Origin of the sequence: Desulfopila aestuarii DSM 18488, from assembly GCF_900143695.1 — a bacterium.
Taxonomy (GTDB): Bacteria; Desulfobacterota; Desulfobulbia; order Desulfobulbales; family Desulfocapsaceae; genus Desulfopila; species Desulfopila aestuarii.
The window spans coordinates 185,057-197,720 of the sequence record NZ_FRFE01000004.1 but is presented as its reverse complement, the minus strand read 5'-3'; the positions used below and the strand labels follow the sequence as shown (position 1 = coordinate 197,720).

At 41.3% G+C, this 12,664-nt stretch carries 12 protein-coding genes; 1 reads left to right on the top strand and 11 read right to left on the bottom strand.

The genetic code is table 11. The annotated features are described in order from the left end of the window. Nucleotides 1–28 precede the first annotated feature (28 nt). From BUF15_RS05925 to BUF15_RS05890, 9 genes are all read right to left on the bottom strand, one after another. Nucleotides 29–1,285, bottom strand: a complete 1,257-nt coding sequence (locus tag BUF15_RS05925; RefSeq protein WP_073612541.1) for a glycosyltransferase — start codon at nt 1,283–1,285, stop codon at nt 29–31. 97 nt (nt 1,286–1,382) lie between these two features. Further along, complete coding sequence (locus BUF15_RS05920; protein WP_073612540.1) at nt 1,383–2,312, bottom strand: glycosyltransferase family 2 protein; 930 nt, start codon at nt 2,310–2,312, stop codon at nt 1,383–1,385. 51 nt (nt 2,313–2,363) lie between these two features. Further along, entirely contained in the window at nt 2,364–3,059 is a 696-nt protein-coding gene (locus BUF15_RS05915; protein ID WP_200802335.1) for an IS630 family transposase, read from the bottom strand. Nucleotides 3,060–3,132: 73 nt separating this feature from the next. Continuing rightward, the gene (locus tag BUF15_RS28310) at nt 3,133–3,423 is read right to left on the bottom strand and encodes a helix-turn-helix domain-containing protein (RefSeq protein WP_200802334.1); all 291 of its coding nucleotides are present in this window, start codon (nt 3,421–3,423) and stop codon (nt 3,133–3,135) included. 361 nt (nt 3,424–3,784) lie between these two features. Further along, nucleotides 3,785–4,702, bottom strand: a complete 918-nt coding sequence (locus tag BUF15_RS05910) for a sulfotransferase family 2 domain-containing protein (RefSeq protein WP_073612539.1) — start codon at nt 4,700–4,702, stop codon at nt 3,785–3,787. A gap of 16 nt (nt 4,703–4,718) precedes the next feature. Beyond that, the gene (locus tag BUF15_RS28305) at nt 4,719–5,585 is read right to left on the bottom strand and encodes a capsular polysaccharide synthesis protein (RefSeq protein WP_084553557.1); all 867 of its coding nucleotides are present in this window, start codon (nt 5,583–5,585) and stop codon (nt 4,719–4,721) included. Continuing rightward, nucleotides 5,578–6,813 (bottom strand): ABC transporter ATP-binding protein, encoded by a 1,236-nt coding sequence (locus tag BUF15_RS05900; RefSeq protein WP_073612537.1) that lies wholly within the window; start codon nt 6,811–6,813, stop codon nt 5,578–5,580. The genes BUF15_RS28305 and BUF15_RS05900 overlap by 8 nt, the downstream gene beginning before the upstream one ends. Nucleotides 6,814–6,818: 5 nt before the next feature. After that, nucleotides 6,819–7,598: an ABC transporter permease gene (locus BUF15_RS05895; RefSeq protein WP_200802333.1), complete on the bottom strand. Its 780-nt coding sequence runs from the start codon at nt 7,596–7,598 to the stop codon at nt 6,819–6,821. 127 nt (nt 7,599–7,725) lie between these two features. Continuing rightward, nucleotides 7,726–8,295 (bottom strand): ArsR/SmtB family transcription factor, encoded by a 570-nt coding sequence (locus BUF15_RS05890; RefSeq protein ID WP_073612535.1) that lies wholly within the window; start codon nt 8,293–8,295, stop codon nt 7,726–7,728. A 633-nt stretch (nt 8,296–8,928) separates the two neighbouring features. Between BUF15_RS05890 and BUF15_RS05885 the strand changes: the two genes are divergently transcribed. Continuing rightward, nucleotides 8,929–10,968, top strand: a complete 2,040-nt coding sequence (locus BUF15_RS05885; RefSeq protein ID WP_073612534.1) for an STT3 domain-containing protein — start codon at nt 8,929–8,931, stop codon at nt 10,966–10,968. 29 nt (nt 10,969–10,997) lie between these two features. Here BUF15_RS05885 and BUF15_RS05880 read toward each other — a convergent pair whose 3' ends face one another. Both BUF15_RS05880 and BUF15_RS05875 read right to left on the bottom strand, forming a co-directional pair. Next, entirely contained in the window at nt 10,998–11,858 is an 861-nt protein-coding gene (locus tag BUF15_RS05880; RefSeq protein ID WP_073612533.1) for a hypothetical protein, read from the bottom strand. After that, nucleotides 11,855–12,664 carry an ABC transporter permease subunit gene (locus tag BUF15_RS05875; RefSeq protein WP_073612532.1) on the bottom strand — a complete coding sequence of 270 codons (810 nt, stop codon included), beginning with the start codon at nt 12,662–12,664 and terminating at the stop codon, nt 11,855–11,857. The genes BUF15_RS05880 and BUF15_RS05875 overlap by 4 nt, the downstream gene beginning before the upstream one ends.

The window sequence follows — 12,664 nt, the reverse complement described above, 5'->3', positions numbered from 1 at the left end:
GAAAATTTTTCATTTGAATTTTAGAATTTTACTTTGAAGCAGCATGATACTTCTCTAGTATTGCCTCGTAATAGAGTAAATGTGCTGAAACGTGTTTTTTCATGGAATATCGGGTCACGGCTAAATCTCTGGCTTCAGATGACCATGTATTTCCTATTCGATTATCTAGAAAGAGTGTCAGGATTTCTGTCAAGCACTGCGTGTCTTTCTTGGGAGCGCAGTAGCCCCCCCTATTGTCTTGTAATATTTCAGGTACCCCACCAGTAGCAAAGCAAATTACAGGAGTACCGCAAGCGAGAGATTCAAGAACAGCTAATGGTTGGTTGTCGGCGAGTGAACAGAATATGAAAGCATCGGAGCAACAGTAGTATTCGGCTTTTACTGTTTCATCAATAATGTATCCCGTGGAGACCCAATGTATACCATCAAGAAATTTTTCGTCTTCCTTTCTGAAGTGACCCATTAGCAGTACCAGTGGATTAAAACGAGGTGTAATCTCCCTAATGGCATCAATAGCAAATGTAACACCTTTACGGGGATCATTGATATTGTTTGCAGATACAAGCAGGACTGGCTGGTCATGAGGAAGATTTAATTTTTTTCTTAGAGATACTTTGTCTTTAGAAGGGCTGAATGTCTCTATATTCACGCCGTTAGAGATTACTTCAGGTGTATGGGTAATCGATCCACTGTCAAGAGCTAGGTGAGACATCCAATATGATGGGGCGATGTATTGGATACGCTCAGTACGATGCAAGATTTTTTTGATTCTGTGCATTGTGTAGGTGCAATCAAAATAAGAGTCCAATGGCCATGCTCCTAACTGAGGGCATCGACAACATTGGGTTTTGTATTTAATGCAATCTATAGGGTATAAACACCCCCCGGTGAAGGGGGAACAATCGTGAAATGTCCAGACCACCGGTAATCTACGTGAGAGAATTCGGAGAGTTGCAGGGGAGATCGCAGATGATATATCATGGAAATGAATTAGGTCAAAATTGGTAATACCGTGGTTGTATAAGGCCAGCAGTTCAACAGGTAAAATTTCTGCAAGCCCTATTTTCCGCGAGGATGCAAGAATGGCTCTGTAGAGCAAACGAGCGAGTCTGTTGTGGTGATGTAGAGGATAGCGGTATGCATTATAGTTTTTCGAAGAGGCTGTAAACTGAATAGATTCATGACCTGAAGCTCGAAGAGCATCAGAAAGGTCGCTAGCTACTCTGCTGGCTCCTCCTCCATGGCTGTCTGCTTTACTTATTTGTGCTATTTTCACTTTATCCATTCGAGGGAATAGTCAATTTTTAATAGTTTGAATTGAACTGAGTTGTTTGCACAAAAATTAGTGATTGTTGCGTGTTTGGTTTACCAGAAAACTGCTTTTAAGGTTCATGGGGAATGCTGGAGTTAATGAATCTAGACCAAAGCTTAATAAAGCGGCCTATTACTGGATGTTTGTAAAGACGATGAAGTTTCTCAGCATTTCCATAATATTCTCGTTGTAGGTTTTCTATTGTAACGAGATCTTTTTGAAGTAATAACAAGTTGCCAAGGTGGACGGTCTCTGGATTTCGTAAATACTGGTTCCGGATTTGAGTGTCGTAATAAATGTGAATATTAGGTTTTTCATGTACACTGTTTGACATCTGGTTATCACCTTGTGATGTGCGGTGGTGATAGTTAGAGAGTGGTTCGTGAATTACGTCAACGTCAAATTGAGCCATAAGTCGTAAATTAAAATCCCAGTCTCCTAGAACGGGTAATGATTCATTGTACATTCCAATACAGTCGATTACTGAACGCCGGAAAAGGAAGGATATGGGGGGAAATTGGTTTACCCTAGCCATGTCCCCAATGCCTATTTTTGGTGCAAGTTCTTTATATAAAGCTGTCTTGAGAGTTTTAATTCTATTATTCACGATAACTTCATCTACTTTAGTGGTAAGGGTAACGACACCACCTACATTATGAGACGATTTTTCCAGGTATGATTTTGTTCTTGAAAGAAAGACAGGATGCAGCGAATCGTCATCGTCATGGATTAGAATATATTTTGATTGTTTGGCACTGATACCTGCATTTGAAGCAGCTTCCATTCCTATCGGTTCAGGGTGGTGTATTATTGTTAGCCGACCATTATATCTTTCAAGAAATGGTAATAGGGTGCTGTCAACATCCGCTTTCCTGCCTGCATCATTGACTATAACATGGTGCCAATTGGGTTCGCTTTGATTGAGAACGCTTTCTATGGCTCTCCGCAATAGAAGAGGGCGATCTTTTGTGCGTGTAATAATTGCTATGGTGGTATTCATGTTAAAAGTGCATGTTTATTGAACATTGATCCGGCGGGCATTTACAAGAAATTATGCCGCGTACCTAATTGCCGGATGCTCGAAATACTTTGCCACTCTTTGTGGCTTCCGTTGAAGCATTCGCAAATGTCCAAGGATTTTCTTTTTCAACTCATCTTCACTTCTGGGTGGTGAGGATGCCCTAAGACCCGACTTCAGATCGCAGTTGAGGTACTCGTCAGGGTTGAATTCAGGCGAATATGACGGGAGGAAGAACACTTCGATTTTTTCCTCATATTTATGCAGCCATTTCCTGACCAACTTGGCATGGTGCACCCGCAAATTGTCTAATATCAAAAAAAACTTACGACCAGAATCCTTTACCAGTCTTTTTAAGAAGCGCAGTAGAACTCTAGCGTTCATGGTATTTTTATAAATCGTGAACCGAACCCAGCCTTGATTGTTGATTGCCGAGATCATGTTGACGGAAAATTTCTTGGCATTGATCTCAATTGTTGAAGTTTTTTCTTTTTGCGCATATTCACGGCTGTGATTGCTGTCGTTCCTTGCACCGGTCTCATCACCCCAGTATATCTTGGCTTTTTCCAGCGCCGCTCTTGCATTTATCTCTGGGTAAGTCTCATCCAGCCATTTCTGGACCGCTTTTGCGTTTCGCTCATACGCCCTTTTGATCGGTTTCTGCGGTGTAATACCCCATCGTTTCATGTAGTCGCCGATAGTGCGGACGGCTATTTTCACACGCCACATATGATTCACGGCAGCCTGGATGGCTTTTCTATTTCAAAGAGCGAAGGGAAGCTTGAGCTGTCTAGGATTCTTTTCAACAAGCAATTGCTTTAGAGCTTTTTCTTGAGCTTCCGTTAGAATCCTTTGGGATTCTGAGGTTCTTCCTCGCTTCTTTAGAACGTTTGCCGGTTGCTTGCCTACCACTATTCTTCCAGGCTTTAATCCAATTGCATACGGCGGAGTAGCTTACACCGATAATATCAGCAATATCTCTTCGCGATTTCCCCTTCTTGGACAGGCGGACGGCTTGGTCGCGATTGTATTGCTGAAGCTCTTGCGATAGTGATCTGGCATCTTGTGTCTTTATGCCTGTATAATAACACAATTATCACTATTTGACCACCTGGCTAATATGGTATTGTTTGATTTCTATATGCCAGTAATTAACTGAGATCATAGATATGTTTGTCATTAGTGTGTAGATTTGAACTCAATTGGCTGATGGTCATAAAATAAGCCAGTCATGAATCTTTTGCATATGTATTTGTTCCAGATTAGTAAAGGAAGCTCAAAAATAGTAGTTTGTTTTTATTGATCTTAATTCCAGTTGGCTAAAAAAATCAGAAAAGCATGTTTTAAATATCAATACTAAAACTACATTTATAGTAGCCTCACACCCTATTGATTTATTAAGCAATATAGGTCGATTGTAGCTGCAAAAATTGATTTAAACAAAATGATTCCAATCATTTGGTCGTGTTTGATGAATCTCTTGTAGGAAGCGCAGGGAAAGATTGATTAACGTAACGTCTCCAAAATCTTAGAAGTTTACCGAAAACTATGTGATTATCGATATGGCGTAGCAAAGTAAAAAGGTATCGCTGTTCTTTGAGAAGGTTCCGACGCTCTTCGTCTAGCTCTTTCATTTTACTCAAAAGTGGAGCAATAATTCCAAATTGCTCGGGTGTGGCTCGGATTTCTGCAAACGGACTCGTCTGGTTGAAAGACTGTGTCCGATTGACAGTTTCGATACTACTATATCCAAATAACTCAAAATCTTGGTGGTAGATGTTGTTGACTGCTGCAATAACCTTATTAGTCAAAACATCTACAGAAGGTTGTCGTACATTTTTAGAAATGTTGAGCGATGGCAGAGGTAATATTTTATCAGGTGAAATGCCAATAGTTTGACTAAACCGCAAAAGGCCAGCTTCAAGATTAGCAAAATCATATATCTGATCAACCCAACGTTTATTACCAATATGCGTGAAGTAGTGCATAGGGCAAAAGTGAATGTATCTAACATTTTTTAGAAACGCATTCGGAGTCAAAGAGGGGAGTAGCTCTAAAATATCGCTTAGATTTAATGGGTCTGAGCGTTCACGGCCAAACTCGGCTAAGGAAGAAAGAAAGCGTTCGTAGGGGTTCCTGACAAAAGCGAAAACAAAATATTTCCGAAACATGCGCAATAAATCACGATTTTTAACGAGATTCTCAATTGGTTGATGAGCGGCATCAACATGGCAGTCTTGATCTAGGGCCCAAGCATTTCCCCAATAAGAGACTGCTTCAGGGTCTAGTTCTAAAAGGCAGTTTCGGATAGAGGTGCCTGCACATTTAGGGATATGGATAAAAATAAATTTGTAATTGTGAGAAATGATCAATGATATTTCCTTTAACTCAACAATGAGTTGTACCCAGCACGTTGTTTAGGAAGGTCTCCATGTCTACTCCCTCTCGTTGAAAAATTTCTTCTTTCCAAGTCAATTTATAGACAGGAGAACTCGAACTGAGAAGAATTGATTTGATTTCAGTCATAGAAAGATCTTGGTGTCGAGCTAACATTTGCAAAATGTGGGGCGCATCCGCTGAATGGTATGGCATCGCTTCAAAAATGGAATGAGAGGACTTATTTTTGGCAATATGCATGGCAAAGTGATAGTGGAATATATAGTAAGGGTATACGCGAAGTATACGTCTAACAGGCCAGTACAACCAAAAAAAAGCAAGAGTAGGGTTTCGATTTAAAATGGTATTAAGTTTAGAGCGAATATTTAACCTGACTTTGGTATTTTGGTCGGGAAATTGATTTTCATTCCAGTAACGTTCATGCTCCATATAGAAGGACCTTACTAAACTGCAACCTGGCACTGAGGCGAGAAGCCAATTTGAAATGAGCCGATCAGGGCCGGGGTCTCGGAAAGCGAAAAATCCTGAACTAATAACATCAAATACCCAATTGTTTAATGGGGTAACACATAAGCATGTTGCATCGACCCATACTCCACCTGCATCTGCCAGTAAAGCACATCGTAACAGGTCAGATTGGTGACAGAGAGGTATGTTAGTAGGAATATTATGGTAAACACCAGTGGCGGACAGGCACGCTTGAGATGGATCACCGTGTAGCATAACAGTCCTCCAGTCTTTGTTATGCCGAATCCAAGAAGCGTGACAAAGTTGAATCAGAGCAGGTGCTTTCTCTAGCGGTTCGTGCCAGTACATCCATATTATTTTAGGGATTGCAGGGCAAGCCGTATTAGACATTTTTACCCTCGACTGGTATTGGGCCTTCAACGATGGCTTCCAGAATAAGAATGCCAGAACCTGAATTGTGCCAAGGGGTAGGCGCAACTTCTAATTGTTTAAGCTCTGTCGACCAAAACTGGAATTGACCTTGACGCTTAAATCCACCAGCGAGCCGGTATCTTCCTGGAGCAAGAGCTAATGCCGAAATTTTAATCATGAACCTGCTCGCTCCTGCTTGGATATCGAACCCGTATCCAGAATTATTTGCACAAATAGTGGAAATTAATTGGCCGGATGAGTTCCAGAAGCGAAGTTCAAACTCGTCAGTTTTGCATCCGGCATCAGACGTGCAGATAATTTTAACTGTAATATCAGAGCCATGGTGGATTGTTTCACTATCTGTAGATTCTACATCGACTGAGGTTACCCTTATTGGGCCATTGCGAACCAAGCCGTTTTCGACTCGGCGAACTACGTTTTCAACAGTTAGGTGTGTTCTATACGTTAGAAATGCATCATCCAAGCTACTGAATAGGATACTCTCACCATGTTGCATTAATAGGCAGCGCTGGGCTACATCACGAACCAGCAACTCATTATGTGATACAAGCACAACTGCCGCTCCTTGCTGACGCAGTTGTCCAACGCAATTGATACATTTAATCACGAACTCCATATCTCCAACAGCTAGTGCTTCATCAATTAAAATGATGTCTGGATCGCAATGGACAGCGATCGAAAAGCCCAATCGTGCATGCATCCCGCTCGAATAATTTTGCACTGGAGAGTCGATAAAATCTTCGAGACCTGCAAATGTAACAATTTCATCGAAACGCTTAATAACTTCACGGTGATTGAATCCAAGGATTGAAGCATTGACGAAAATGTTTTCGCGTCCTGTTAGAAGTGGATGAAATCCAGCGCCTAGAGCGATCAATGCGCTTACCCGGCCATGCATTTTGATTTGTCCGGAATCAGGTCTAATAAGCCCGTTCAGCATTCGCAAGAGAGTAGTCTTACCGGCTCCATTTCGACCGATCAGACCCAAGCATTCCCCTCGATTCAGTTGAAAACTAACATCTTTTACAGCCCAGAACTCCTCGGCGCGAAGTTTGCTCTTTTCTTCGTGGCGGTGCCCAAGAATTTCGCTCCCCAGATCCTTCATGCCGTACCAAAGGGATTTCTTCAGGTCTCGGCAGAACTTTTTGGAAACACCTTCCACTTTGATCAAGGTTTCAGTACTCATGGCAATCAGGAACTCATCCGTTCAATAAGAATCGGCATGGCTAAACGGAACAAAATCCAGACGGCAACCAAAAGGAAAAGAGCCAGGATATTGACGAGGATATAACCGGGAAGAGACTCGCTTGGCATGCCGGTGAGCCAATTGCGAGATGTGAGAATAATAGGGGTGAGTGGGTTTATAGCGTAAATAGTAGCGGCAATGCCGGATTTGGGCATGGGGAACACGACTGGGGTCAGGTACATCAGAAACTGCATCAGCAAAGGCAGGCCTTTACCGATATCGCTGTACAGGACTCCGACTGGTGTCAGTAGTAGACCGATAGCTGTACCGACTAGCACCAATGATAGTAGTCCTAGGGGAAACAGCAGCAGGTGCCACCCCGGGGCAATGCCTAGAAAAGTCAGAACGGCCAACAGGAGAAAGATCTTAATTCCTGCGTTGAACACGGTTTGGTAAACCCCCGAAATAACTAAGGACTCACGCGGGAAATTAAGTTTTGCCAGCATGGCTTTGGCAGCATTGGTCTGCTGCAGCGGGGCGTTGACAGCATCCATGAGAATTGCCCAAAGCATGCTGCCGGAAAAGACGTATACCGGATAGGGTAACGCAGTTTCTTTCACCGATATAATGCCTGTTTCACAAAGGAAAATCCACGTAAGAGTGTTAGCCAGCGGCAGAATAAAAGCCCAAAGGATACCTAAAAATGCCTGGCGGTATTGTGCGGATATATCGCGAACTGCTAAACGCCATGCAAGTTCACGAGAGGCCAATAGATCCCGAAACATGTCTCGTAGCATTTTGCCGGGGGACACCAGAGATGAGTCCGGGGTATAGGTGATTATTGGAAGAGGGCCTTTATCAGTAGTTCGTTGCATTTCTTGTGATGGATTCTTGCATTTTAACTTAATTTATTCAGGAAACAGCTGGTGTTGAGGAAGCGCGCTCACATTCCCATAAAATCAGGAACGGTCTATTCAACCACTGGTTGTTCAACTTTTCATATTCTTCAGGGGTCAAAACAAGCGTTCTGATTTTTCGTTTGATATATCTTTCTGTCTTTATTGTAAGATCGAGAAGATTTTGTTTATCTATATCACCAATCAGGACCAGATCGATGATTCCGGAATCCTTGCCTTTTGCGTAATCATCAACCAATATGGCTTTTTGTAGATTACCCAGCCGCATAATGATGGAATCAAGTATCCTGTCCATGCCCAAGGCCTTTTTCACCATGGAGTGAAGCTCGTTAAACACCGGGTGTTTGGTGTTGGCCGAAAAAAGGACTTGCCTGCCATTTTTTCTGCTAGTCAGGAGGTCCGCCTCTCTCATCTGATCCAACTCTGACTTGATTTGACTAGGTGAGGAATCGAACTCTTCGGCCAGCTCGCGCAGATATGCGTGGCGCTCAGTATTGAGGAAAAGTCGCATTAGTATTTTAATGCGTAATTTTGATGTGATAAGCCCTGTAAATAGCGTTTCCATTATTTTTATGTTCTGAATTTTAGAACATTATATGGTAATATGTATTGCCTGTCAAATGTAGATTTGCTGAAGCTGTAAAAGGACATATAGGGTGCGTCGAACCATAACCTTTTAATACAGATGTGTGTGCCTGCATCACATACATTTCCGAGCATTAGTGGTTACATGTACTTTTTAGCACAAGTGAGCCGGTATTTTGGGAAAAAAGTGGTCTTGATACTGATTTTTGTCTACGCTGTGTTAACGGGGCGTTCATATGGCATGAAAGGCAGAGATAATGAATATAGAACAACGTTGTCAATTTGCATCAGATGATTGGCTCAAGTGTTTATAGGATAAGAACATTTTGATCAGTACGGGTGGCAAGGAATGGTGGATTGGCAATGTGATTGTTGAGCGATGTTGGGACAACATCAAGTGTGAAGACATCTATCTAAAGTCTTATAAAAGTGCACATTAACTCTCGAAAAGTAGAGTTGCTTAAAATTTCAAATACAACATTGTTCATCCATGCCAGGCTCAAGATAGTTGTCTACCAGACGAGATGTATAGTAGGAAGCAGTCGACAGCAACTTGAATCGGCGGCCCTTGACCCTCCCAAGAAGGGCAAGGGATGGAGCTACAGAACTTAACTTGGCCGGCGGGACTGCTGGTCTGGAAATCGGTATCATTTGCAAAAACAAACATTTTGAGGCGATGGACAGGATGGCAAGTTTAGTTTTTCATGAAAAATTTAATATGTGGGATGTTGTGATCCTCATAATCACTTTGCTAGTAGGGTTATGGGTAAGGCTTGACAACCTATTTGCATGGCAAGATTTTGCAGATGCCGTGTTTATAAACGGGAAACCATTGTTGACCAATTTTGATGGTTATTATTACCTTAGGCTTGCTAGGGATATTATTGAAAATAGTTATTCCGTTCACGATGTCTATCGGGCTGTTCCAGACTATGCGACGAACTCAGTGCCTCCTCCATTAATTTCAGTAATTTTAGCTCGATTATCTCTAATCCTGCCGTTTTCGCTAGAATGGATAGCAGTCATTCTCCCAGCTGTTCTTGGTGCTCTCGTAGCTCTTCCTCTCTTTGGTATAGGATGGATTTTTGGGGGACGGGTATGTGCGTATACGGCGGCACTGCTGGGAGTAGTATCGCATGATTTGGTTTTTAGAACGCAATTAGGTTGGTTAGATACTGATTGTCTAAATGTATTTTTTCCGCTTGCAATTACCTATTGTGTTTTGGCGTTCTCTATAGAAAATGAAAAAAAGAGGTACATGTATCTTTGTTGTACTGCTATTTTGTATGTCCTTTTTTATTATTGGTGGGATCAGGCAACTCAAGTAGTTACAGTTTTGACTCTTTTCCCACTCATAGTATCGTTGATCTTTTTTTACAGGCCGCTTTTTCCTGAGCAGTACATCTTTTATTCAATTATTGTTACAAGCGCTTTATTTTTCCTATGGCTGATAGGGGTTGAAGGCATTCTAATAATATTTCGTCGGATTATTTCACTTTTTCAGTATGTATCGAAAGAAAATATGGGCTATTTCCCCAATGTGGGGTTTACAATTGCAGAGCAAGGTCCAGCAGGACTGGTTGAGACTGTTGAGGCGACAACCGACTCTATCATGGTGTTCATTTTTTCGGCAACTGGTTTAGCTATAATTTGTTTGAGGACACCAGGTAAAGCACTTTTCCTAGTGCCTTATATTGCCCTCGGAGTTACAGCTGTTTTTTATGCTAATCGTTTTATCATTTTCTTTACACCAGCTATTACAATAGGTCTGGGGGTATTTTTTTCCCAGCTATGGCAAACTAAAACTTTAAGATTACTTATTAGATGTGCAGTTGTAATTGTTGCAGGAATTTCGTGTTTAGGATCGGTGTATAGAGAGTTTACCGATAATTTTCTACCGCAAATGAGGCCGGAATTGATTGCTGGTATGGAGAAAATATCAAAAATAACAACTAAGGAATCTATAATATGGGCGTGGTGGAATTACGGATATGCTTTGAATTATCATGCCCGGAGAGCAACAATAAATGATGGCTCAGTGCACAGTGGTGAACGAACCGTGTATAATGCTCTGCCGTTAGCAACGTCTAGTTACAAGTTGGCTGCAAATTTCATGCAGTTTTATGTGATAGAAGGTGTAAAAGGATTGAACGAGTGGTATCGAGCTGTCGGAAACACCTCAAAAGGATATTTATCTGCTATCAAAATATTAGAGGATGGGCCAACTCTATGCGAGCAGAATGTATCGTATGTTAATATATCGAAGGATGGTAACAAAAGCGCTTCACAGTGGTGCTCCTTTTTTTTTCCGAGGAGCGACAAGCCAGTTTATCTTTTCGTTAATGATCATTTGAGATGGTCTAAAGAGTGGTTTTGGCAAGGCACTTGGGATGTGGAAAAACGCAAAGGAGTATTGGTTGCGAAAGATAAAGGGTTTGGTAAGGGTAGAGATGGAAAAAAGAGTGGGCTTGTCGTAAACGTGGGATGGGCTGATACTGACTCACAGAAAGCTGCAAGGTTATTTGAACATTCAGTATTTAATAATCTTTTTGTAAAAAAAGAGTTTTCAAATGGATATTTCATCCCAATAAAAGTAGACTCCTTTGTTTATCAAGTATGGGAAGTAAGGGGAGATAAAATGTCGACTGAATGAATTTAAATAGAAGGAATACATGAGAAGTTTTAATTTTTTTTTCCTTGGGGTAATAAATTGCTAGTTGTATATATTTTTCCGCCTGAAAGTATTACGAACTCACCGCCGTATGGATCACTGGGGATTCGTTCAATATAATGTCTATCTACAAGGTCCGTGAGATTTTTTGGAAAAACACCTGTTTCAGTTTTATATTGATTGACAGCTTGCTCTAGAAGATAAATTTGCTTCAAAGCATCCAACCGCGTTTTGAGTTGTTGTTTAGTTAGCGGATCATATGTCTCTGCAATTAACTCTTCAAGGAACAGTATCCCCAGTACTGTTTGACTACCATATAGGCTCATGCGTGATGCTAAGCCTGCGAGATATTTGGGGGCATCAGGGAGAACAGATGCCTTGCGTAAGTGTGGGGCTGCTTCTGAGGCAAGATTACGAAAATAAAAGGCATTGAAACCTAAATAGAAATGGGGTCTATAGTCATTAGGTCTGCCAATAGTTGCTTTGTGGAGCAAATTGTCGACTTGTTCGGTCATGCCTGCCTGCCAAGTCAAAATCATCTCAGCGAAGACGTATGGGTCTAAGAAGGATGGGTCAAGATCTGTTATTTTGTCAAGGACATTGTAAATAGATTGCCAGTCTTCAGGCTCAGGAGATGTGTTCTGATCAATTTTATAACCCATAAAGGTTAAGGTTTTGAGAAATAGTAAGTCTGCTACTACTCCTTGAAACTCAAGGCATATTGCTTGGAGCAAAGAAGTGGGGAGAATTCCAATTCTGGTGTAGGACTCTTGGATATATTTTCCTTGTATCTGTTTTACGGGATTCACCAGTGAGATATTCACTACAGACATTATAAAGAAAAATACAATCAGGATAATTGTTCTTATCACAAGTCTCGTCGGATAAATAAGATAGTTGATAGTGTCAAAGTGGCTATGATGTATACAAATGCATAACAGCTCAACATTGCAAATTCTGAAAATGGTATAAGGGCACCATGGGCAGCTGATAACTTATGATCAAAAGCTGCTAAATTGGGAAAGATGTATTGAATGATCTGAACAGTCTTGCTTATCGAGGTGGAAATTTCTATTCCTGCTGGTGGTGACTCCACGAAACGCACGATATTGTCAATGGATTGGCCGGTAAGATACGTGGCGATAGTAAGGAGTGTTGCAAGAAATGATGTAGTGGTGATGCTACACCACAGAACGACTGCCGCGTTGAGAATGGAGATACCTAAATAACTTAATATTACGGATTGAACTACTGCACTAATAGAAAATCCCTTGAAATATATATTGCTATATAGAAAGTTACCGCCAAGTATAGCCAGAAGTGTGGCTGCAAGAAAAATGAGCATTACAGTTGCCGTCAGCATCGAGATACCGAGGTATTTCCCAAATAAATATTCGGTTCGAGATATGTTGCGAGCAAGTATTGTGACTATGGTTCGTTTTTCGATGTCCCCGGCTAACAGAGTAATGGCAAGAAAGAATGGTATGAGCAACCCTCCTATATTGGTTATTGATAGGCAAAAATCGAGGATAATCTTTGAGATATCCCGCATGAAAAAACCACTGATCAGGACTGATCCAGTCATTAAAGATAACGCACAAATTGTTGTAAGCAATACAACTTTGTGCTTTAATCCTTCTCTATAGGTCAAAAAAGATACAGGTATGACATTTTTCAT

Bases quoted from the DNA above. Each gene is read 5' to 3' on its own strand.
- BUF15_RS05925 (WP_073612541.1), bottom strand. From the start codon at position 1,285: ATGGATAAAGTGAAAATAGCACAAATAAGTAAAGCAGACAGCCATGGA.
- BUF15_RS05920 (WP_073612540.1), bottom strand. From the start codon at position 2,312: ATGAATACCACCATAGCAATTATTACACGCACAAAAGATCGCCCTCTT.
- BUF15_RS05915 (WP_200802335.1), bottom strand. From the start codon at position 3,059: ATGTGGCGTGTGAAAATAGCCGTCCGCACTATCGGCGACTACATGAAA.
- BUF15_RS28305 (WP_084553557.1), bottom strand. From the start codon at position 5,585: ATGTCTAATACGGCTTGCCCTGCAATCCCTAAAATAATATGGATGTAC.
- BUF15_RS05900 (WP_073612537.1), bottom strand. From the start codon at position 6,813: ATGAGTACTGAAACCTTGATCAAAGTGGAAGGTGTTTCCAAAAAGTTC.
- BUF15_RS05895 (WP_200802333.1), bottom strand. From the start codon at position 7,598: ATGTTTCGGGATCTATTGGCCTCTCGTGAACTTGCATGGCGTTTAGCA.
- BUF15_RS05890 (WP_073612535.1), bottom strand. From the start codon at position 8,295: ATGGAAACGCTATTTACAGGGCTTATCACATCAAAATTACGCATTAAA.
- BUF15_RS05875 (WP_073612532.1), bottom strand. From the start codon at position 12,664: ATGAAAAATGTCATACCTGTATCTTTTTTGACCTATAGAGAAGGATTA.